Origin of the sequence: Intestinirhabdus alba (genome assembly GCF_009711095.1) — a bacterium.
Taxonomy (GTDB): domain Bacteria; phylum Pseudomonadota; class Gammaproteobacteria; order Enterobacterales; family Enterobacteriaceae; genus Intestinirhabdus; species Intestinirhabdus alba.
In genome coordinates this window covers 43552-64800 of the sequence record NZ_WMJZ01000008.1, presented here as the reverse complement: position 1 = coordinate 64800, position 21249 = coordinate 43552, and the positions used below count along the sequence as shown (strand labels likewise).

24 protein-coding genes are annotated in these 21249 nt (G+C 60.5%); 9 read left to right on the top strand and 15 right to left on the bottom strand.

Going from position 1 to position 21249, the window contains the following annotated elements:
• The first annotated feature begins 637 nt into the window (after positions 1–637).
• The 4 genes from GJV78_RS07895 (at position 638) to GJV78_RS07880 (ending at position 5156) form a co-directional block, all read left to right on the top strand.
• Positions 638–2191, top strand: a complete 1554-nt coding sequence (locus tag GJV78_RS07895; RefSeq protein WP_155107808.1) for an L-lactate permease — start codon at positions 638–640, stop codon at positions 2189–2191.
• Between the two features lie 119 nt (positions 2192–2310).
• Positions 2311–3030: a (Fe-S)-binding protein gene (locus tag GJV78_RS07890; protein WP_167519441.1), complete on the top strand. Its 720-nt coding sequence runs from the start codon at positions 2311–2313 to the stop codon at positions 3028–3030.
• Between the two features lie 10 nt (positions 3031–3040).
• Complete coding sequence (locus GJV78_RS07885; RefSeq protein ID WP_155107806.1) at positions 3041–4468, top strand: LutB/LldF family L-lactate oxidation iron-sulfur protein; 1428 nt, start codon at positions 3041–3043, stop codon at positions 4466–4468.
• Positions 4461–5156 (top strand): LutC/YkgG family protein, encoded by a 696-nt coding sequence (locus tag GJV78_RS07880; RefSeq protein WP_155107805.1) that lies wholly within the window; start codon positions 4461–4463, stop codon positions 5154–5156. Before GJV78_RS07885 ends, GJV78_RS07880 begins: the two co-directional genes overlap by 8 nt.
• Positions 5157–5309: 153 nt before the next feature.
• On the opposite strand, the gene GJV78_RS07875 is transcribed toward GJV78_RS07880, so the two are convergent.
• Genes GJV78_RS07875 through flgB form a run of 12 tightly spaced genes read right to left on the bottom strand, consistent with a single transcriptional unit; the run spans position 5310 to position 15084 of the window.
• Complete coding sequence (locus GJV78_RS07875) at positions 5310–6317, bottom strand: hypothetical protein (RefSeq protein ID WP_230979095.1); 1008 nt, start codon at positions 6315–6317, stop codon at positions 5310–5312.
• A 2-nt stretch (positions 6318–6319) separates the two neighbouring features.
• Positions 6320–7237 (bottom strand): flagellar hook-associated protein FlgL, encoded by a 918-nt coding sequence (gene flgL, locus GJV78_RS07870; protein WP_155107804.1) that lies wholly within the window; start codon positions 7235–7237, stop codon positions 6320–6322.
• A 21-nt stretch (positions 7238–7258) separates the two neighbouring features.
• Positions 7259–8641 (bottom strand): flagellar hook-associated protein FlgK, encoded by a 1383-nt coding sequence (gene flgK / locus GJV78_RS07865; RefSeq protein ID WP_155107803.1) that lies wholly within the window; start codon positions 8639–8641, stop codon positions 7259–7261.
• Positions 8642–8644: 3 nt separating this feature from the next.
• Positions 8645–9034 (bottom strand): rod-binding protein, encoded by a 390-nt coding sequence (locus GJV78_RS07860; RefSeq protein ID WP_155107802.1) that lies wholly within the window; start codon positions 9032–9034, stop codon positions 8645–8647.
• Between the two features lie 9 nt (positions 9035–9043).
• Positions 9044–10135, bottom strand: coding sequence for a flagellar basal body P-ring protein FlgI (locus GJV78_RS07855; protein WP_155107801.1), 1092 nt, complete (start codon positions 10133–10135; stop codon positions 9044–9046).
• An 11-nt stretch (positions 10136–10146) separates the two neighbouring features.
• On the bottom strand, positions 10147–10812 hold the full coding sequence (gene flgH, locus GJV78_RS07850; protein WP_155107800.1) for a flagellar basal body L-ring protein FlgH: 666 nt from the start codon (positions 10810–10812) through the stop codon (positions 10147–10149).
• Between the two features lie 25 nt (positions 10813–10837).
• Positions 10838–11623: a flagellar basal-body rod protein FlgG gene (gene flgG, locus GJV78_RS07845; RefSeq protein WP_155107799.1), complete on the bottom strand. Its 786-nt coding sequence runs from the start codon at positions 11621–11623 to the stop codon at positions 10838–10840.
• 21 nt (positions 11624–11644) lie between these two features.
• Positions 11645–12376 (bottom strand): flagellar basal body rod protein FlgF, encoded by a 732-nt coding sequence (locus GJV78_RS07840; protein WP_155107798.1) that lies wholly within the window; start codon positions 12374–12376, stop codon positions 11645–11647.
• Positions 12376–13569 carry a flagellar hook protein FlgE gene (gene flgE, locus GJV78_RS07835; protein ID WP_155107797.1) on the bottom strand — a complete coding sequence of 398 codons (1194 nt, stop codon included), beginning with the start codon at positions 13567–13569 and terminating at the stop codon, positions 12376–12378. The genes GJV78_RS07840 and flgE overlap by 1 nt, the downstream gene beginning before the upstream one ends.
• Positions 13570–13604: 35 nt before the next feature.
• Positions 13605–14288: a flagellar hook assembly protein FlgD gene (flgD, locus tag GJV78_RS07830; RefSeq protein ID WP_407929047.1), complete on the bottom strand. Its 684-nt coding sequence runs from the start codon at positions 14286–14288 to the stop codon at positions 13605–13607.
• Positions 14285–14710, bottom strand: a complete 426-nt coding sequence (gene flgC / locus GJV78_RS07825; protein ID WP_155107795.1) for a flagellar basal body rod protein FlgC — start codon at positions 14708–14710, stop codon at positions 14285–14287. The genes flgD and flgC overlap by 4 nt, the downstream gene beginning before the upstream one ends.
• Positions 14711–14733: 23 nt before the next feature.
• Positions 14734–15084, bottom strand: coding sequence for a flagellar basal body rod protein FlgB (gene flgB, locus GJV78_RS07820; RefSeq protein ID WP_167519440.1), 351 nt, complete (start codon positions 15082–15084; stop codon positions 14734–14736).
• Between the two features lie 77 nt (positions 15085–15161).
• On the opposite strand from flgB, the gene flgA reads away from it, so the two are divergent.
• The 5 genes from flgA (at position 15162) to GJV78_RS07795 (ending at position 18269) form a co-directional block, all read left to right on the top strand.
• Complete coding sequence (gene flgA, locus GJV78_RS07815; protein WP_155107794.1) at positions 15162–15953, top strand: flagellar basal body P-ring formation chaperone FlgA; 792 nt, start codon at positions 15162–15164, stop codon at positions 15951–15953.
• A 162-nt stretch (positions 15954–16115) separates the two neighbouring features.
• On the top strand, positions 16116–16388 hold the full coding sequence (gene flgM / locus GJV78_RS07810; protein WP_155107793.1) for a flagellar biosynthesis anti-sigma factor FlgM: 273 nt from the start codon (positions 16116–16118) through the stop codon (positions 16386–16388).
• Between the two features lie 2 nt (positions 16389–16390).
• Positions 16391–16828: a flagellar protein FlgN gene (locus GJV78_RS07805; protein WP_155107792.1), complete on the top strand. Its 438-nt coding sequence runs from the start codon at positions 16391–16393 to the stop codon at positions 16826–16828.
• 164 nt (positions 16829–16992) lie between these two features.
• Positions 16993–17628, top strand: coding sequence for a hypothetical protein (locus tag GJV78_RS07800; RefSeq protein ID WP_155107791.1), 636 nt, complete (start codon positions 16993–16995; stop codon positions 17626–17628).
• Positions 17625–18269 carry a glycosyltransferase family 32 protein gene (locus tag GJV78_RS07795; protein WP_155107790.1) on the top strand — a complete coding sequence of 215 codons (645 nt, stop codon included), beginning with the start codon at positions 17625–17627 and terminating at the stop codon, positions 18267–18269. Before GJV78_RS07800 ends, GJV78_RS07795 begins: the two co-directional genes overlap by 4 nt.
• A gap of 140 nt (positions 18270–18409) precedes the next feature.
• Here GJV78_RS07795 and GJV78_RS07790 read toward each other — a convergent pair whose 3' ends face one another.
• From GJV78_RS07790 to fliJ, 3 genes are read right to left on the bottom strand one after another with little or no spacing between them, the layout of a single operon-like run.
• Positions 18410–19351 (bottom strand): hypothetical protein, encoded by a 942-nt coding sequence (locus GJV78_RS07790; protein ID WP_155107789.1) that lies wholly within the window; start codon positions 19349–19351, stop codon positions 18410–18412.
• An 11-nt stretch (positions 19352–19362) separates the two neighbouring features.
• Positions 19363–20796 carry a glycosyltransferase family 2 protein gene (locus GJV78_RS07785; protein ID WP_230979094.1) on the bottom strand — a complete coding sequence of 478 codons (1434 nt, stop codon included), beginning with the start codon at positions 20794–20796 and terminating at the stop codon, positions 19363–19365.
• 5 nt (positions 20797–20801) lie between these two features.
• Entirely contained in the window at positions 20802–21245 is a 444-nt protein-coding gene (fliJ, locus tag GJV78_RS07780) for a flagellar export protein FliJ (RefSeq protein WP_155107788.1), read from the bottom strand.
• Between the last annotated feature and the right edge of the window lie 4 nt (positions 21246–21249).

The following is a 21249-nucleotide window of genomic DNA, read 5'->3' as shown; positions in this document are numbered from 1 at the left end:
ACTTGTCTCATCCATGACGGCTCGTCCTGACGGGCCACCGCGTGGCGTTCATTTCTGTTCCGGACAGAGTGACTGGGGTGAGCGAGGACAAACCGGCTTAGCCGATTTGAACGCCGCTGGCGGCGGTCCTTCAGGGTGAGGCCTCTGGGCCGAATAAAGCCAACGCACATGCAACTTGAAGTATGACGGGTATATTAATTTGATTTCACAGGGCAGCATAACCAGAAAAGGGTTATTTCGCCAGCCGAGAAAAATAACCTTCGGGATAAATCAACTTATTTTTTTGCATAATTTTTGCTTTTATTAACTGCCAGCAGATTTAAATTTATGCGCTACGGATAATCCGCTTACCGCGCCACGGCGAAACATGCGCAAAAAACAGACAGTGGAGCTATTTTTGATCCGTAGTCAAATAAATAGATTATCGGCCCCATGATCTACTCCCTTTTTTCGTGATTAATACTTAAGAGGTAGCTTTATTTAAAGATAAATTAACATTAGCTAAACAGAATATTATCTTTCATCCCTCTCATAAGTTTTATTTTTTTAGTGAAGCGATCCAGCAGAACGTTTTATCCGGCTTATTCAGGTATAAACTCCGCCGTTCTGGAATACAAAAATACAACAGGAATACATAATGCACGAGTATCTGCTGTTTTCTCTGGGCGTCGCCCCGCTTTTATTGATGGTTTTTTTAATTTTAAAAATTAAAATGCCTATCCACTATTCCGTTTTGATTACGCTGGCGCTGACCTGTGTATTAACCTTTTTCTTCTGGCATACCCCGCTTAAAACGCTGGAATCCGCCATTATCTACGGCGCGATAAAGGGTCTGTGGCCAATAATCATCGTCATTTTAGGCGCGATTTACAGCTACAACCTGATGCAGGCCACCCGCGCGCTGGATATCCTCCGGGAGGTGCTGACCAGCATCAGCGACGATAAGCGTATCCAGGTACTGCTAATCTCCTGGTGCTTCGGCGGCTTCCTTGAAGCGGCAGCGGGCTACGGCACCGCGGTGGCGATTCCCATCGGTATTCTGATCGCGCTGGGGTTCAACCCGCTGAAAGCGGCCATCGCTTCGCTGGTCGCCAATACCGTTCCCACCGCCTTCGGTGCCGTGGGTATTCCGGTATCGATCCTCGCGGAGCAGGTTAACCTGCCGGTGAACATCCTCGGCGGCACCATTATCCTGCAGCTGGCGCTGTTCAATATCATTTTGCCCTTCGTCATCATCAGCATTATCGGCGGCGGCCTGAAGGCGATCCGCGGCGTGTTCGGTATTACCCTGCTGTGCGGTATTACCACGCTGGTGCCGCAGTATTTTGTGGCGATCCATTTAGGCGCTGAGCTGCCCGCCTTCGCCGGTAGCCTCGTCAGCCTTATCGCCGTTGCCGTCGCCGGTCGCCTGCGCAACGGGAAGACCGATCCGGCATGGCTTATCAACGCCGATAAGAAAAGCGACGCGCCCCCACGTTCGCCCGCGGTACTGCTGAAGACCTGCTCTATCTATATCCTTATTTTCGTCTTCATTCTGCTCTGCTCTCCGCTGTTCCCCGGCATTAAGGCGGCCGTGTCGTCCATCGCCTCGGTGCTGCACTTCACGCTGGCTAACGGACAGACCCTGTCGCTGCGCATCGAATGGATCGCCACGCCGGGCGTACTGATTATTCTGGCAACAATCATTGGCGGCTTTATTCAGGGCGCGTCCGCAGGCGGAATGCTGCATATTTTCGTTAAAACCATCCTGCAGCTGAAAAACTCCATTATCGCCATTATGGCCATCGTGGCCCTGGCGACGGTCATGGACGTCAGCGGCCTGATCGGCACCCTTGCCCAGACGTTGGTCGACATCACCGGCGGCTCCTACGTCTTTATTGCGCCCGTTATCGGTGCCCTGGGCACCTTCGTTACCGGCAGCGATACCAACTCCAACGTGCTGTTCGGCAAGCTGCAGACCATGGCGGCGCAAAAACTGAATATAGATCCCAATTGGCTGGCGGCAGCTAACACCTCCGGTGCCACCGGGGGTAAGATGATCTCTCCCCAGAGCATCGCCATCGCGGTTTCCGCTACCCGCATGGAGGGTCAGGGCAGCCAGATCATGGCTGGCACAATGAAATACTGCGTCGCCTATATCGTTATTCTTGGACTGAAGATTGGTCTTTTCTATTACTGGTTTATGGCATGACGTACCGGGCTGCGTCTCTTACCCGCATCTGAACGACCTTCAGGGACACACATCAACGGTAAGGGACACAGCCTGCGATTACGCGCTGCAATAAATAACAATGAGCAATGGAGTTTTTAGTGAACATAAATTTTTACGTTACCTGCATCGGTGACGCTCTCAAATCACGCATGGCCCGTGACTCGGTGCTGCTGCTGGAGCAGCTGGGCTGTAAAGTGAATTTTCCTGAACGGCAGGGATGCTGCGGCCAGCCGGCCATCAACAGCGGCTACATCAAGGAAGCCATTCCGGGGATGAAAAACATCATCTCCGCGCTGGAGGAGAACGACGATCCGATCGTCTCTCCCGCCGGCTCCTGCACCTACGCCATCAAAAGCTACCCCGGCTATCTGGCCGACGAGCCGGAGTGGGCGCGCCGCGCTGAGAAAGTCGCCGCGCGGATGCACGACCTCACCTCGTTTATCGTTAACACGCTGGGCGTGGTCGACGTCGGCGCGCGCCTGCCGGGCAAGGCGGTGTATCACCCCTCCTGCAGCCTGTTCCGCAAGCTGGGCGTGAAGGAAGAACCGCTGACCCTGCTGAAGAACGTGCAGGGCCTGGAGCTGCTGCCGTTCCAGAATCCGGAAACCTGCTGCGGCTTCGGCGGCACGTTCTCGGTTAAAATGGCCGAAATTTCCGGCGAGATCGTTAAAGAGAAGGTTGAGCATCTGATGGAAGCACAGCCGGAGTACCTGATCGGGGCCGACGTCAGCTGCCTGCTGAACATCGGCGGTCGCCTGCAGCGCGAGGGCAGACCGGTGAAGGTCATGCACATTGCCGAAGTTCTCATGAGCCGCTGAGGAAAAGACCATGTATTTAAAAACCAGTGAAGTAGATTTTAAAACGCGCGTCCGCCAGCAGGTTGAGAACCCAATCATGCGCAAAGCGGTGGCCAATGCCCAGGAGCGAATCGGCGCTAACCGTCAGAAGATGGTTGACGAGCTGGGGCACTGGGAGTTCTGGCGCGAGCACGCCAGCGAGATCCGCGACCACGTGCTGCAGAATCTCGACGCCTATCTGTACCAGCTGTCGGAGAAGGTCACCCGGAACGGCGGGACGGTCTATTTTGCCAAAACCAAAGAGGACGCCACCAACTACATTCTGCAGGTGGCGAAGGCCAAAAACGCCCGCAAGGTGGTAAAGGCCAAGTCCATGGTGACCGAAGAGATCGGCATGAACCATGCGCTGCAGCAGGCCGGGGTACAGGTGATTGAAACCGACCTGGGTGAATATATTCTGCAGCTGGATCAGGACCCGCCTTCCCACGTGGTGGTGCCGGCGATCCATAAAGATCGCCATCAGATCCGCCGGGTGCTCAACGAGCAGCTGGGCTATGACGGCCCGGAAACGCCGGAAGCGATGACGCTGTTTATCCGCCAGAAGATCCGCCAGGACTTTCTGAGCGCCGAAATCGGCGTGACCGGCTGTAACTTCGCCGTCGCCGAAACCGGCTCGGTGTGCCTGGTGACCAACGAAGGCAACGCGCGTATGTGCACCACCCTGCCGAAAACCCATATCGCGGTGATGGGCATGGAGCGCATCGTGCCGACCTTCGAAGAGGTCGACGTGCTGATCACCATGCTGGCGCGCAGCGCCGTCGGCGCACGGCTGACCGGCTACAACACCTGGCTTACCGGCCCGCGCGAGGCGGATAACGTCGACGGCCCGGAGGAGTTCCACCTGGTTATCGTCGACAACGGCCGCTCCGCCGTGCTCGGTTCCGAATTTAAAGATGTGCTGCGCTGCATCCGCTGCGGGGCGTGCATGAACACCTGCCCGGCCTATCGCCACATCGGCGGCCACGGCTATGGCTCCATCTATCCCGGCCCCATCGGTGCCGTGATCTCTCCGCTGATCGGCGGCTATAAGGACTTTAAAGATCTGCCCTACGCCTGTTCGATCTGTACCGCCTGCGACACCGTTTGTCCGGTGGAAATCCCGCTGTCAAAGCTGATTCTGCGCCACCGCCGGGTGATTGCTGAACAGAACATGACGCAAAAGTCAGAGCAGCGGATGATCAAAATGTTCACCTGGGCCAACAGCCATCCGGGTATGTGGAAGGTTGGGATGGTCGCCGGCGCTCGCGCGGCGAAATGGTTCATTAAGGGCGGTAAGCCGATGATAAACGTCGGGGCTATCGCCGAGTGGACCCAGGCGAGGGATTTACCCGATGCGGACGGCGAGAGCTTCCGTAGCTGGTTTAAGAAACATAAAGCGCAGGAAAAAAATAATGGATAACAGAACTGAGTTTTTAGCCAATATCGCCCAGGCGCTGGGCCGCGAGCCGCAGACGATCCCGCAGCCGCGCCCGACTCCGGCCAAAAACTATGCGCAAACGCGGCTGACCGATCGCAGCCAGCAGCAGCTCTGCGACGCCTTCGTGGAATTTGCCTCTTCGGTGATGATGGTGCACTGCGAGCTGACCAGCGAGGAGCAGGCTCCGGAAGCCGCGCTGCGCCTGTGCGAAAAATATGGCAAGCAGCCGGCGATCGTCAGCGGCGACGCGCGTCTGGCGGCGCTGGGCATCACCCCGCGCCTGCAGGAAGCCTGCGCGGCGACGGTGTGGGACCCGGCGCAGGGCAACGAAAATATCGCCCTGGCGGAACAGGCCAAAGTGGGGGTGGTTTACGCCGAGTACGGCCTGACCGAGTCCGGCGGCATCGTACTGTTTTCCGCGCCTGAGCGGGGCCGTTCCGTTAGCCTGCTTCCCGAATCGTCCATCTTCGTGGTACGCAAAAGCACGATCCTGCCGCGGGTGGCGCAGCTGGCGACAAAGCTGCACCAGATGGCCGAACAGGGGACGAGAATGCCCTCCTGCATTAACATCATTGCCGGTCCCAGCTCCACGGCGGATATTGAGCTGATCAAAGTGGTGGGCGTTCACGGTCCGGTCAACGCCTCGTACTTAATCATCGAAGACTGCTGATCGTTATCCGGGCCGCGATGCGGCCCGTTCGGGCGGGGCCGACGGCCCCGCCTGCAGAAAGGCGTTAGCGCTCCGGACGGCTCGGCCAACGCCCCTCTCCTCTTCTCCCTTTACCCCTTTCGGACGCCGGAACAGGCCAGCCCGCCGCGCGCCTCAGCCCAGCAGATTTTTCACCGTCGCCAGCCTGACGTTCGCCTGCGCCCCCAGCGCCCGGGAGAGATCGCCGTAGCTGTTGCCGCTGTTGGCCAGCGCCGCCCCCAGCCCGCGCGAAATCTCCTGGGCCTGGGCCGGACTGTAAACCGTCGCCATATCGTTAATGCGCGACGCCACCCGGTCCTGCTGCTGGCGCAGCCTGCTGCGCTGGCCGGTGATATGCTCGAGGGTGGTTTGTAGCTTCAGCTGGCTTTCACGCTCCCGGCGCGTCGCCAGCGCCACCACCTCGTCGCTGCTGGCGGCCTCCGCCTGCGGGGCCAGCAGGGTAAAGGCGTCCCCCGGATAGTGCCGTCCCTCCCCGCGCACGGTCAGCTGCTGGCTGACCCGCTCCCAGCGGCTTTCGTCGACGCTGAACATCAGCTGCCCGCCCGCCGTCTGCCGCGCGTGGATCCCCAGCCGCCCCAGCCCGACGTTCAGCCGGGTCAGCGTCTGGCGCGGGGTGGCCTCCTCCGGCAGGGAAACGGCGGTCATTTCCCGCTGCCGCCCGCCGAGGCAAAACACCAGCGTTTCGCCGTCCGGCTGACTGAGCAGCTTCTCGCTGCCGGGCAGCGTAAAGTTAACCGTACTCTTTTGCTCCAGCGTCGCGGTGAGATGGCGATCGATGGTGCCGCCGGAGAGCTGCGACCGGCGCTGAAGGTGCTTTTGCAGCGCGTTCGCCTGGGGCGCTGCGTCGCCGCGCAGCGACGACTGACGCAGCTGCAGGAGCTGAGTTTCGGTCTGCGCCAGATAGCTGTCGGCCTGCTGCACCGCCGTGAGCTGCTGATTCAGCTGCACGTTGTAGCGCATCGGCCGACGGGAGAGCAGCGCCGATTCGGGGAAGGCGCTGCGGGGGGTAATGACCTCCGGCGCGGCCGGGCGGCCGATGGTTTGCGGCGCATCAATCCCTCCGCGCCCGGCGGCGGGCGTGGAGGTGGTGAGGGACGTTGTTTTTAAACCTACCTGCATCATGTTTACATCAGACTAAATAGATCGAGCTGGCTCACCATGGTGTAAGCCTTATAGGTGATCTGCACCGACTGCGTATACATCTGCAGGTTGGTGAAGGCGGTGGGATAGTCCGTGGCGGAAAGCTCCTTCACCACGTCATCGTTGGCCAGGCTGACGTCGCTGTGGGCGTCGTTCAGCAGGGTCAGACGGTTCTGGCGGCCGCCGAGGTCGGTAAACAGCCCGGCGAGGCTGTCGCTGGTGTTTTGCGCCATGCCGATCATCTGATCCATCTCGTCCTGATAGTCGGCATAGCTGGCGTTCGGGTCCTGCATTTTGTCGCTGAGCGCCTTCAGCTTGTTGAGCATCTCAAGGTCGTTGCCGGAGCCGGAAAAGGCGTGGGTGACGTTGGTGTTCTCCGTGATGGAAACGCCGTTGGCCACAATGGTTTCACGGGTGCTGTCGTTGCCGCCGTAAACGTAGGCCTTTTTCTGTTCATCCCAGGTCACCGTCTGGCTGTCGGTCTGCGTGCCGGAGAACAGGTAGCTGCCGTTTTCATTTTTGGCGTTCAGGGTCGCCACCAGCGAGTCCACCATGGAGGAAAGCTCCATGCCATAGCCCGCCATATCCTTCTGGCTGAGGGTGCTGTTATTGGCCAGCTTCAGCTTATCGCCCACCGCCAGCATCTGGTTGCTGAGCGCGCTGATGTTTGACTCCTGAATCGACAGCGCCCCGCTCAGGCTGGTGATATTGCTCTGATACTGCTTAATCGCCGACTGCTCGCGGTTCAACTGCACCAGGCGGCTGGCGGAGACGGGATCGTCAGACGGCACGTTAATTCGCTTCAGCGTCATCAGCTGTTCCGACAGCTTACTGTAGCGCGTGCCGTTAATGTTTAACTGCGCCAGCATGGCGTTGGTGTTGTACAGGCTACTAATACGCATAAATTTATATTCCTGATGACGTTAGAACATCCCCAGCAGGTCGCTGAAAATCTGATTGCCGGTGGAGATAACCTTCATATTGGCCTGGTAGGCCTGCATATAGCTCTGCAGGTTAAGGGCCTCCCGATCTTTATTCACCGCGCTCAGGTTATCGCGCTGATCCTGCGCGTCCTTCAGCACCGCCACCGCCGCCTCCGCCTCCGTTTTGCCCTTCTTACTGGCGATACCGATGGTGGAGATAATGGCCGCCGCCCCCTCGTTGAGGCTCATATTGCCCAGGCCCGGAATGTCCGTTTTCTGATTTTTCAGCTCGATCAGCAGCTTCAGGTTATCGCCATTGCCCGGTACGCCCGAACCGTCCGCCGCCTGGGCACCGGAGAGCGCCAGCTCCTCGGGCTTCAGATCCGTGACCCGCAGCATCCCGGCGGGATCGCTCGGATCGAAGGTAAACAGCGGCTTGCCCTGGTTGCCGTTCAGGTCGAAGCCCTGCGCCAGCTGGCCGTTGAACAGGGTGGCGATGGATTGCGCCATCCCCTGCACGGAATCTTTCATCTGCGCCAGGGTGCCGGTTTCGTAATCGTACAGCGCACCAAGCTGGCCGCCCGCCGACGGGTTGATGGAAAATTCGCTGGTGGAGAACTTTAGCGTCAACGTGGAATTACCGTTGTTGTCCTTCCCGGCGCTGAGCTGCCCGGCGGTTTTACCGCTGACCAGCGGCTGGCCGTTGGAGAGCGAGACGGTGTAGCCGCCGCTGCCATCCTCGGTTACCTTCACTTCCGCCAGCGTGCTGAGCTGCTTCACCAGCTCGTCGCGCTGATCGCGCAGCACGTTGCTGTTGCCGCCGGTGGACTCCGTATCGGTAATTTTTTTGTTGTAGTCGGCGATACTGGCGCTCAGGGTGTTGATCTGCTCGACCATCGCGTTGCGCTGGGTGTCAACCGACTCTTTCTGGCTGGAAATGAAGTTGTTAACGTTATTAAAGCGGGTCGCCAGCGCGCCGGCCTGGTTGATCAGCTGCTGGCGCAGGGCCGGCGACTCCGGGGTCTGGGTCAGGGCGCTCAGGGCGCTGAACATATCGTCCAGCCCGTTGCCAAGGCTGGTGGAGTCGGTGCCGATCACCTGCTCCAGCGCGCTGATGTACTGATCCCCGGTGTCAAAGTAGTTGGCTTTGCTGGTGGTTTGCCAGAGCTGGTTGACCAGATACTGGCTGGAGATGCGACGAATGCTGTCAACCTGAACCCCGCTGCCGGGGCTCATTCCCGCGCCCATCGGGCCGATGGCGCTCTGGACGATCCCCTGGCGGCTGTAGCCCTCGGTGTAGATATTGGCCACGTTCATTGAGGTAACGTTCATCCCGAACTGGGCCGCCTGCAGTCCGCTGTAGGCGATATTAATCATACTCATGGCTTACTCCTGCCCGCCCATTACTGGAATCACAGGCGTGTTAAGTTCTTGCGGTTGCTTATGTAAAGCGGCCGTTTCGGCCCCGTTCTTAAGCGGGGCGGCACCCTGCGGCGAAAGCTGATTAACAATCATCCAGGCGATGCCGGTGCTGCGCTGGGACGCCAGCTCGGAGGCCAGCCGATCGTCATAAAAGTCGCGCATCATCCGCTGCTGCTTGCTGTTGAAGGGGTTGTCCTCCCCCAGCACGTCGGCGGCTTTACGCATCTGCGTCAGCATCGAGCGCAGCATCATCGCCTCAAACTGCTCGGCGGCCTGTTCAAGGTTTTGCGGCTTGACCTGCCCGGAGAGATCGCCGGGCAGAATGGTGGTTTGTCGGTTAACGGCGTTCAACATAGGATCTCCTTAAATCACCACCAGCTCGGCGTCCAGCGCGCCGGCCTCGTGCAGCGCCTGCAGGATGGCCATCGTGTCGTCCGGGGCCGCGCCAAGGCTGTTAATGGTGTTGACGATGCTGCGCAGGCTGGTGCCCGCCGCGATGGTCACCATCTGGCCGCGGCCGCGGTTGACATTAACATCGCTCTCCGGGGTGACCGCCGTCCGGCCCCGGCTGAAGGCCCCCGGCTGGCTGACGTTCGCCGATTCGCGAATGGTGACGGTCAGATTGCCATGGGAGACTGCCGCCGCGTGTACCACCACGCCGTCGCCAATCACCACCGTGCCGGTGCGGGCGTTGAACACCACCCGGGGCGGCTGTCGGCCGGCGTTAATCTGTACGTCCTCCAGGGTGGACATAAAAGCCACCCGGTCCCCCGCCCCCATCGGCGCGCGCACCGCGACGTTGGTGGCGCTTTGCGCGGTGGCCGTACCGCTGCCAAAGGCGGCGTTCAGCGCCACCGCGACGCTGTTGGCGGTTTTAAAGCTGGGCCGCTTCAGGTTGAGCATTACCACCGGCTCCTGCTGGAAGTCGCTGGGCACTTCGCGCTCCACCGAGCCGCCGTTCGGCACCCGGCCGACGGTGGCGGTATTGACGGTGACGCTGGAGCCGCTGTTGCCCTCGGCCTTCACCCCGCCGACCACCACGTTCCCCTGCGCCAGGGCGTACACTTCGCCGTCCGCGCCGCGCAGCTGGGTCAGCAGCAGCGTGCCGCCGCGCAGGCTCTTCGCGTCGCCAATGGACGAGACGGTGACGTCAATGTTCTGCCCGCGGGCGTAGCCCGGCGGCAGGGTGGCGCTCACCGCCACCGCCGCCACGTTCTTGACCTTCGGGTCAATCTTCGCCGGCAGCTGGACGCCGAACTGCCGCAGCATGTTGGTAATGGACTGGTTGGTGAACTTGACCTGGTTTTTATCGCCGGTGCCGTCAAGCCCCACCACCAGGCTGTAGCCCACCAGCTGGTTGCCGCGCACGCCCTGAATATCGACCACATCGCCAAGGCGCTGGGCCGCCGCGCTCATGCTGGCGATCAGCAGGAAAAAAAGTGCCAGTTTACGCATCACGGTCTCCATCAGATCGGGAACAGCGGATGGTTAAAGAAGCGGGTCAGCCAGCCGGCCGCATTCGCATCGCTGAGAGCACCGCGCCCGGCGTAGGAGATGCGGGCGTTGGCGATGCGCTGGGAAGAGATGGAGTTGTCGCGCTCAATGTCCTCCGCCCGCACCAGCCCCGTCACCCGCATATATTCGTCCCCCTGGTTGAGGGTCAGCCATTTCTCGCCGCGGATCGCCAGCACGCCGTTGGGCAACACCTTGTAAACCGCAACGGAGATGGCCCCGCGCAGGCTGTTCTGCTGCTGCGAGGTGGCGTTGCCGTTGAAGTTGCGGCTGCCGTCGATGGAGCCGGAGAGCTTGTCGATGGTGTGGCCAAAGGCTTGCGGAACGCCCAGCGAGACATCGTTTTTCTTACCAAAGTTGGTGCGCGCCTGCTTGCTGGCCTGGGTCGATTCATCCAGCTTGACGGTCAGGATATCGCCCACACGGTAGGCCCGACGGTCCTGGGTTAATGACCAGTTGTAGTTGCCGTTATAAAGCCCGCCGCCGCGCACGTTGCTTTCCGGCAGCACCACCACCTCCGGCGGCGCAAAGGCCGCATCGTCTTTCTTTACCAGCAGCGTCGGGCTTTCGCAGCCCGACAAAAACAGCGCCAGCAGACTGATAACTAACTGCTTTTTCATTTCTCGTTCACTTTAAAGCCGCGCTTTACATCGACTGGGTGACAAACTTCAGCATGTCATCGGCGGCAGAGACCATTTTGGCGTTCATCTCGTAGGCGCGCTGAACGGTGATCATATCCACCATCTCTTCAACCACCTGGACGTTGGAACCTTCGAGGGAGCCTTGCTCCAGCTGGCCGAACGCCTCTTCGCCGGGCACCCCCTCCACCGCTTCGCCGCTGGCCGCCGTTTCGCGGTACAGGTTGCCCCCCAGCGCCTCCAGGCCGGCCGGATTGACGAAATTCACCAGCGTCAGCTGCCCCAGCTCCACCGGATCGGCCTCGCCCGCCACCGTGGCGGTGATGGTGCCGTCCTTGCCAATCTTCAGATCCTTCACGTTGTCCGGCAGTTCAATCTGCGGAACCAGCGGCAGGCCCTGGGCGTTGGTCAGCACGCCGTCCGGGGTCCTCTGGAAGTTGCCGGCGCGGGTATAGGCGATGTCGCCGTCGGCGGTCTCCACCTGGAAGAAGCCCTGGCCGGTAATCGCCACGTCAAAAGATTGCCCGGTGTTCTGGATGTTGCCGACGGTGAACTCTTTCTGGGTGCCCACCACCTTCACCCCGGTGCCGTACTGGATGCCGGTCGGGGCGATGTTGTTCTGGTCGAGCTGGCCGCCCGGCGCGCGCTGATTCTGATAGAACAGATCGGCGAACATCGCGCGGTCGCGCTTAAACCCGGTGGTGTTAACGTTGGCCAGGTTGTTGGAGATGGCGGTCATTTTGGCGTCCTGCGCCGCCAGGCCGGTTTTACTGATCCATAATGCGGGATTCATGGTTATTCCTTCTTATTACTGTCAGGTGCCGCGAATCAGGCGGTTGCCTGCGTTAGCGAGATCTTCGGCGGCCTTCATCATCTTGATCTGCGCCTCAAACTGGCGGTTCAGGGCGATACTGGACACCATTTCAGAGATGGCCGAGACGTTGGCGGACTCCAGATGGCCGGAGGCCACCAGCACCTCTTCGTCGCGCGGGTTTATCGCCGCGTTGCTCACCAGAAAGCCGTTCTCATTTTTACGCAGCTCTCCCGGCGGCACGTTCACCAGCTTGATGCGGTCAACGTCGATGGGCGCGGCGATGTCGCCGTCGTCCGGGACGATGGTGATCACCCCGTCCTCACTGATGCTGACGGAGGAGAACGGCGGCAGGACGATCGGACCGTTGTCGCCGGAGACCGGCAGGCCGTCGATGGATAAGTCGCCCTCCGGCCCCACTTCGATCTGCCCGTTGCGGGTGTAAACCTCGCGGTTGCCCTGCACCAACGCAATCAGCCCGTCGCCCTTTACGGCGATATCGAGGTTACGCCCCGTCTCACGCACCGCCCCGGGGGTCATATCGACCCCGCCCTGGGTGGGCTGGGCCATAAAGCGCGAGGCGTACCCTTCGCCGCTAACCTGCTGCGAGAGGGCGTTATCCAGATCGCTGCGAAAGCCCTGGGTATTGACGTTCGCCAGGTTGTTGGCGTGGATCTGCTGCTGCGACAAACTGCGCGATGCGCCGCTCACGGCGGTAAATATCAACCGATCCATTACACCGCCTGGAAGAGCGCGCTCATCATGTTGTCGTTAGTGCTGATGACCTTGGTGTTGGCCTGGTAGTTGCGCTGGGCGGTCATCAGGCCAACCAGCTCGGAGGTCAGATCGACGTTGGAAGACTCCAGCGCGCCGGACTTCACGGAGCCAAGCAGGCCGGAGCCGGGGGTGCCGGTCAGCGGCGCGCCGGAGCTGGCGGTCTGCGCCCAGGTGGTGCCGTCCTGAGAGGCCAGGCCGTTGGGGTTGGCGAAGCTCGCCAGCACCAGCTGCCCCTGCAGCATCCGCTCGCCGTTAGAGAAGGTGGCGTAAACGCTGCCGTCTTCATCAATAGCCTGCCCGGTGCGCTCGCCGGAGGCGTAGCCGCTGCTTTTGTTTTTGCTGACGGAGAAGTCAGAGCCGTACTGGCTGGTGCCGTTGTAGCTCAGATCGATCGTCAGATCCGCCGCGCCGGAGACCGGCATCTGCAGCTCAGTCGCGCCGGTGGGGCTTTTCAGCACCCCCTGCTCGGTAAACTCGATGGTCTGGCTGCTGCCGGGGATCTCCGCGTCGTCCAGGTAGTAGTGCACTTCCCAGCTGTTTTCATCGGTTTTGACAAAATACTGGTTCAGCGAGTGCTCGCGGCCCAGCGAGTCATAGATCTGGGTGGTGTAGGAGTTGTTATAAGAGGTGCTGTCCTTCGGAGTAAAAGGGCTGGTTTCCGGCTTTTTGGCGCGGGCGTCCAGGTTGGCGGTAAAGTCGAGGCTGTCGCTCGCCTTCGCCGGAATCGATCCGCTGCTGATGGTCAGGTTGCCGATGGTGCCCACCTGCAGCTCGCCGTTGGCGTTCACCGGATAGCCCTGCAGATACATCCCCAGGTTGTTGACCAGGTTGCCGCTGCTGTCGGTATCAAAATAGCCCGCGCGCGTATAGGCGGTGGTGCCCGCGCTGTCGCGGACGACGAAAAAGCCGTTAGCGCCGTTAATGGCCAGGTCTAAGGCCCGGTCGGCGGAAGTAATACTTCCCCTTTTGCTAATGCTCTGGGTAATGCCGGAAACGCCGACGCCCAGCGGCTGGCTTTCGGCATACAGGGCGGAAAACTCCGCGCGGCCGGATTTAAACCCTACGGTGCCGGAGTTGGCAATGTTGTTGGAAATCGCGTTCAACTGCTCGGTAATCGCATTCAGACCTGAGGTCGCAATACTAAAACTCATGTTAAATTCCTGTTAACTTAAATGCTTAACCCGGCTTATGCGCGCTTCTGCGAGCCGCTGCCAAACTGGGTAATAGTGGTATAAGCCATTTCACCGATCCCGGTGATATTCAGTTGGGTGGGGCTGCCGTCGAGCGGAATACGCACGTTGTTGACGACGCCGCCCACCTCGATGGGGATATTCTCTTCCCCGGTGTCGGTGACCACGCTAAGGGTGTATTTGCCTTCGCTGAGGCCCAGCTCCTCCGGATCGATGGTAAAGTCCACCTGCCCGGCCTCCTGCTTGCCAAGCTCGATCTTGTGTTCAACGCCGGCCGCATCCTTGACGATGACCGTCGTGACGCCGGAGGCGTGCTCCTGGGTCAGCCGCCCGGTAATCGCCGTTTCCCCGTCGGAGTTGATGGTGCTGGTTTGCACCATCACGTTCTGCCCGACCAGGTTGCCGGTGGACAGCGTCTGCAGGTTGTCCATCAGCACGGAGTTGTTGGCCATCAGCTGCGACATGGTCTCCATCGACTGCACCTGCGTCAGCTGCGCCAGCTGGCTGACGTACTCGGTGCCGTCGGTGGGGTTCAGCGGGTCCTGGTTCTGGATCTGCGCCACCAGCAGCTGCATGAACAGGGTATTCATCCCGGCGGCGCTGTCGGTGTTAGCGGCTATGCTGCCGTCAGACGCCGCGCTCTGGCTTCTGCTGGACGTACCGTCTACATTCATTCTTATACCTCTCCAAGCCGCAGCAGGCTTTGCTGCATACTTTTCACGCTGTTCAGGACGTCGACGTTGGTTTCAAAACCGCGCGACGCCGACATCATGTCCGCCATCTCCTCCACCACGTTTACGTCCGGGTAGTAGACGTAGCCCTCGGCGTTGGCCAGCGGGCTGTGCGGCTCATAGCGCTGGATGGCGCTGCCGGTTTCCACGACGTCCATCACCTGGACCCGGGCACCGGTCAGCGCCCGGCGGTTCATGAGTTCGTCATTTTGATAAACCGCGGCAAACACCGGACGGCGCGCCTTATAGACGCCCTCTTCGGTGGCCGCGGCGGTTTCCGCATTGGCGAGGTTACTGGCGATGGTATTCAGACGAACGGTCTGCGCCGTCATTGCCGACCCCGAAACGCGATAAATATCGGTAAAAGCCATATTCCGTTATCACCTGCGTAGGATTACTTACCTTCAATGGCCTTTTTCAGGCCCGTGAACTTCATGTTTAAAAATGCCAGGCTCATCTGAAAATCCTGGGTATTTTTCGCAAACTCAGCCTGCTCAACGTTCAGCGCGACGGTGTTGCCGTCGGAGGAGGGCTGATAAGGCACGCGGTACATCACCTGCGGTGCCGACGGCTGCGAAAAACTCCGCGATGAACGTTGCATCTCAGCGGCAAAATCAATATCTTTAGCCTGGAAATTGGGGGTATCGACGTTTGCCAGATTGGCCGACAGCAGCTCTGCTCGGGAAAGTCGAAGCGCTACGGCCTGCGGATGAACGCCCAATGCTTTATCAAAAGTAATACTCACAATTCATACCTCGTGATGCTAAACCTGCAACGATCTGCCCTCTTGTAAAGCAATATTCGTGCCAAGGTTTTAAGTCCATGATTTATAATATTTTCACTCCTTCATTCGCGCGCCGGGTGAAGCAGAACTTCCGCCCCGGAAGGTCGTTTTTCCTGCTGCTGCTTTTTACGGCGCTGCCGCTGTTCGCCGCGACGGGGAAAGGCCAGAGCGCCCGTAAGCAGGTCACCGCCGCCGTTCAGGAGCACGCCGCCCAGGCCATTCGCCAGCAGGCAAAGCGCCTCCGGTGGGTAGACTATCAGGCGAAAATGAACCTGTTCGTACCGTCGGACGTCTCCCGCTACGCCCCCTGCCCAACGCCGCTGAGCGTGTCGCTGCCCGGCGGCGAACGCCTCGATCTCAACCGCCTGCGCTTCGACGTCCGCTGCGAAGGACCGCAGGGCTGGGACGTGGCGGTGGTGGTCAAACCGGATATTTATCTGCCGGTGACCATCGCCAAAAACACGCTGGATCGCGGCCAGGTCATTACCGCCAGCGACGTGTCGCTTAAAAAGCTCAACGTCAGCAGCCTGCGCGGCAACTTCCTGACCAACCCGGACGAGGCCATCGGCCTGACCGTGAAGCGCCGCATTCGCGAGCTGCAGCCCATCGCCCTGAGCCAGCTGGAGTCCCCGGTGCTGGTGGAGCGCGGCCAGCGCGTGCTGATGATCGCCGAACAGGGCGGCGTCGAGGCCCGCACCACCGGCGAGGCCATGAAAAAGGGGCGCAAGGGGGAGATCGTGAAGGTTAAAAACGAGAGCAGCGAACGGGTGGTCAGCGCGGTGGTCGCGGAGCCAGGCGTGGTGAGGATGATCTACGCTGGCGGCCGCTAAGGGTCGGGTGAACCAGGCCCTTAGCGCCGGGGCTAAAAATATTCGCCGGCGGCTTAAGTTTATCCGGCGGCGCGCCGCTTTTTAGCTGTGAGGGCAACGGAAGTCCTCCTTCCGCAGGGCAGGATTCATCCGCAACCATAACGAGATAAAGAGAACGAAGCGATGAAAGTAACAGCGACCCCATTTAACCTGGCCGCCGCGATCGGCAAGAGCAGCGCAGCGGAACAGACCCGCGCCGTCGCCCGGGAAGGCAGCAAAGTAGAGCGCAGCGCCGCCGTCGATCCGGTGCTCGGCGATGCGCAAACGCAGCTGTCCGCGCTGCCGGAAGTGGATATGGCGCGGGTAGCCGAAATGAAAGAGGCCATCAGCAGCGGAAAAATCGCGGTTAACCTCGACTCGCTGACCAACGCGATGCAGAAGTATTTCCAGAGGTAATAATGACTCACGCCGCCCAGCGCGTTAAGACCCTGATTCAGGATATGGCCGAAGATCGCCGCCACTACCTGGCCCTCAATGAGCTACTGCTCCGCCAGCGCGAGTACATTATCGCCCGCCGCACCGCGGAGCTTACCGCGCTCAACGAGCAGATCATGGGGTGTTACCAGACGCTGTCGCAGCACAGCCAGCGCCGCTATCGCCTGCTCAACCAGCTGGGCATCAGCGCCAGCGCCGAAGGAATACAAAGGCTCATCGCCCGCCTGCCCGCCAGCCACCAAAAGACCGTTGCCGCGCTCTGGCAAAGCCTGCAGCAGCAGGCCGAACGGTGCCACGCCGCCAATGAGCGCAACGCCGTGCTGATGAATATGCAGCAGGAGATCCTGACCAACCTGCTGAACGCCAGCGAACCGGAAAACTGGCTCTATCAGCAGGGGTAGGAACCGGTCGCTATTTTCCCTGTCGCCCGCCAGGTTTGAACTGTAGTGACGATACCCCGCGCCCTGACGACAGATTTCTGGCCCGACGCCGCGCCCGCCCGAACCGCGATTTCTCCGGGGCGGAAGCGCGCGCTCAGGGCCGCTTTTTTATCCGGAGAAGAGACATGACAGATATCGACTGGCGCATCTTCGATAAGGTTATCTGCATCCAGAGGCCCGAGCGCCGGGGCGACAGAAGCCGTAGCGAAGAGACACTGCAGCGCCTTGGGGTTCCCGCGCAAAACATTTACCGGCTTGACGCCGTACACCATCTGCTTGCGCACATTGGCGAGGCCCAAACCCATCTGGCCGCCCTCGAAACGGCTATCGCCCAGGGCTGGGGCACGGTGCTGATCCTGGATGAGGGGATGGTGTTCAACAGCGAACCGGGCGCGACAGAACGCCTGGGCCACTTTATCGAAGTGCTGAAAAGCATCAGCTGGGGCGGCGCGCTGCTGAGCGCGCAGTATCGCTCGGTCGCCCAGCTCAGCGCCGCTGACGCGATCGTCAGGCCGCTGGATGCCCGCCGCCCCTGCGCCTACGCCGTACACGCCGACTACCTGGCCATGCTCCATCAGTGCTTCAAAAACGCCGTGGACAATCTGCGTAAAGGGGGAGACGGCGACGAATACGCCATAGATATGGCCTGGCTGCCGCTGATGCAGCAACACACCTGGCTCGGCCTCTATCCCGTGGCCGGCCACCCGGCGGCGGGAGAGCCTCACGACTTCTATCCGGATCTGGCGGAGATAGCGCTATGAGAATCCCGAAAACGATCCACATCGTCTGGATTGGCGACGAGACCAAAACGCCCCATCAAATGATTGACACCTGGAAGCAGCAGAACCCCTCCTGGAAGGTAGTGGTGTGGGGTAACGCCGAGCTGCAAAAAACCGCGTGGATTAACCAGCGGCATATTGACGCGATGATAAGCGCGGGCAGGATGTGCGGGGCGGCGGACATTATGCGCTATGAGATCCTGTTTCATCACGGCGGCTTCGCGGTTGACGCGGACAGCGTCTGTATCCGCCCCCTTGAGGAGTGGCTTTTCGACAGCCAGGTGTGCGCCAGTATGGAAAGCGAGATCGCGCGTCCCGGACTTATCGCCAACTGTTATGTGGCGTCGGAGCCGCGGTCGGCGCTGATGGCCGAGCTGATTCTGGGGCTGACGAAAAAAGAGAGCGTGCTCGACGATCTGCCCTGGATCGTCACCGGTCCCAAATACCTGACCGAAACCGTACACAGGCTGAAATACGCCAACCTCACCTGCTGGCCAAGCCATTACTTTTTACCGACGCATTTTACCGGCCAGAATTACCTCGGCCGCGGCCACCGCTTTGCGTATCAAATGTGGGGAACCACCCGCAATATCAACGATAAGCTTGCGGACATCGCGCTGTAGCGAGGCGAATCGGGTGTTACCGCTCCGCCCCCTTGCGTTAAGCAAAGCCGCCTTTACCGGGCGGCGTTCTCCACAGACCTGACCCTCGTTCCGCACCCTGAGGACGCGGTTTGACTGAAGGGCGTCCGTCCGGCGTCAGGCTACAGCAGCGACAGGCCACACAGCAGGCTGTGATCGGGCGTATGCTCCGCCCTGCCGACAAACGGATTCTGCTGCTGCCAGCCCGCCAGGGCGGAGAGCAGCAGCACCACGTCGTCCGCCGTCAGCGCGCCCTGCTCGCTGCGGATCGCGCACAGCATGTTGATACGGAAGAAGCGCTCGGCCAGGGCCAGCAGCGCCTCGCCGTAGTTGGCGCAGCGGATGCCGGGGAAGACGTCGTTGTAAAGCTGATAGATCAGCGCATTGCGCAGGATATGCGGCTGTTCAGCAAACAGGGGAAGGTTGGCCGCGATGGCCTCCAGCTCCGTCAGCCGCTCCGCCAGCCGCGTCGGCTGCACAATCGCCAGCTCGCTCAGCTTCAGCGCGATGCCCATTTTTTCCGCCAGCGGCAGGTTCAGATTCAGGCGCATCTGCCCCATCGCTTTCAGCGCGGCAAGGCGGTTCTCCACCACCGGCGGCAGCAGCGTAAACTGCTCCGCCAGAACCCCCTGCTCCGCCAGCGTCGCCAGCTGTTCGCCCATCGCGGCGATGAGCGCCGGATCGCACTCGCCGCCGTCCTGATACTGCTGCGCCTTGCTGAGCAGCACGCCGATGGCGTACAGGCTGAGCTGCGGGGTCAGCGCCGGGTGGATCGCCAGGTTAATACAGTGCTGGCTCAGGGTTTCGCTCCATTCAGACAGCATCTCTTCGCTCTGGGCCTCTCCCTCGGTGGTGTGCAGGATAAAGGCCTGGGGATTCAGCAGCATCTCCCTGGCCGCCGTTTCGCAGCGCATATCCAGGCTTTCGCGCTGCTGGTTTTTCATCTTCACGCTGATGCGCGGCCAGCCCTGCTCGCCGTTCTGACAGGCCGGGCACTGGCACGGCGCGGCAAGCGCAGCAAAACGTACGACAAATTCAGGTTGGTAGTGTTCTATCAGTTCCATTTTTACTCTCTTCAGACGTTTTCTGGCCGATGTTTGCGGAAGAACCAGTGCGTGCAGTCAATGATTTCACCGCTTTCCGGGTCCGGGTGGTGTTGCAGGAAGGCAAAGCTGGGGCTGAAGCCCAGCCACAGATGGCCTCTATTCATCAGTGCCGCCCAGCAGCGGTCGAGGCTGACCTGGCATTCGATGGCCTGACGGTAGGCGTCCAGCAGGAGGTCGTAGTAGCCGGCGTTAACCGCGTAGGCGCAGCCGCAGCCCGCGTTAAAGATCCGCGCCACCCCCTTCAGCGAGCGGGTCAAGGTAAAATTCTCATAGCGCCCGCCGAGCAGCAGCATCTGCCACTCCAGCCGATCCAGGCCCCCCAGCAGCTTGTTAATGTCGTTAACCGTGTTCTCTTTTTTCACAAAACGCACGTCGGCATCCAGCAGCAGCACGTTTTTCCAGCCCGCGCCGATCGCCTGCTCCAGCACCCTGGCGTGGGTTTCCAGCTCGGCCCGCGCCGCCGACTCGCCGGAAACTTTCGCCACCGGCCAGAGCTGGTCGGCAGCGATGCCAAAGTCCAGCAGCGCCTGGCGGCGGTCGGCCAGCCCCGCCTCGTCCGCCGGATCGTAGAGCAGCGCCACCTTGCCAAAGGCCTGCCAGTTCACCTGTACGTTCAACGGCGCGCGGCAAAGCCGCCGGTAGTGCGCCAGCAGGTTGGCATCCTTAACAAAATCCTCCAGCGTCAGATCCACCGGCGTACTGCTGCCCATCACAAAATCTTTGTCGTAAGTGTTGCTGCTGTGGGAAATGCACAGGATGGCGCGCCGCGGATCGATCTGCTGCACCGGGGTGGTGAAGCCGTTAAGGAACGCCGTCTCCTCCCCCTGCGTCGCCGCGTCGTCATAGCGGTGCTTTTTCAGCAGATTGCGGTGATAGCCAAAGGTGCCGTTCAGGGCGTGCCGCGGCCCGAAGGGGTGGGTGATATAGATCTTATCCAGATGGCTGTACCAGATATAAATCTGGTCGCTGCCGGAAAACAGCGCCCTGTTGTCCTGCATCTGCGCCACCTGCCAGGAGATTTTATCCGGCGGATAGTAGTCATCATCGTCGAAACAGAGGATATACTCCCCCTGCGCCATGGCGTTGAGCATATTGCGTTTTTTGCCGAGGGCCAGCCGGGTTTCGCTGTGGACGTAGCGCACGTTGGGCTGCGCCGGGTCCGTCATCATGGCGATCAGATCGGCGCTGCTGCTGGCGGAGTCGTCCAGAATAATCAGCTCGCGCCTGTCGGCCGGGTAGTCCTGATACTGCCAGATATAGAGCAGATAGGGCAGAAACTCCCGGCGGTTCCAGGTGGGGCAGATCACGCTGACAAACGGCACGGGCCGGGGCCGTGCTCCCTGCTGACGCTGGAGCAGCGTCTCCATCAGAGAGCCTTTGGAGGAGGTTGTTTTCTTCTTCATAGCCTTTATCGTTGACGGGCCTGACGTTGTTGCCGCAGCCAGCACTGGGCGGAAACGGCATCGGTGAGCTTCTGTTCCCGGCGGCTAAGGTCCGCCTGCCGGTCGGCGCGTCTGGCGTCGAGCACCAGCTCAAGGCTTTTTTCCCGCTTTGCCTCGGCCAGCAGGTTCCCCTGCAGCTTCTGCGCCTCCAGGTTGGCCAGCGCCTGCTCCTGCTTCTGCCAGTCGATGATGCGCTGGATGTTATGTTTATATTTCGACTGGTTGATCATCATCGCCGCGCTGCTGCCGCTCTGGGAGCCCAGGCCTGCGGCAAGGGCCGACAGCGCGTCGATATTCTTTTCAAAGCGCTGGCACCGCTGGTTTTGCGAGGCCAGCTGGCTGCTCAGATCGTCTACCGCGCGGGCGCGCAGCAGGTGCAGTTGCTCAAGGGTGGAGATTAATTTGCTCATCGTG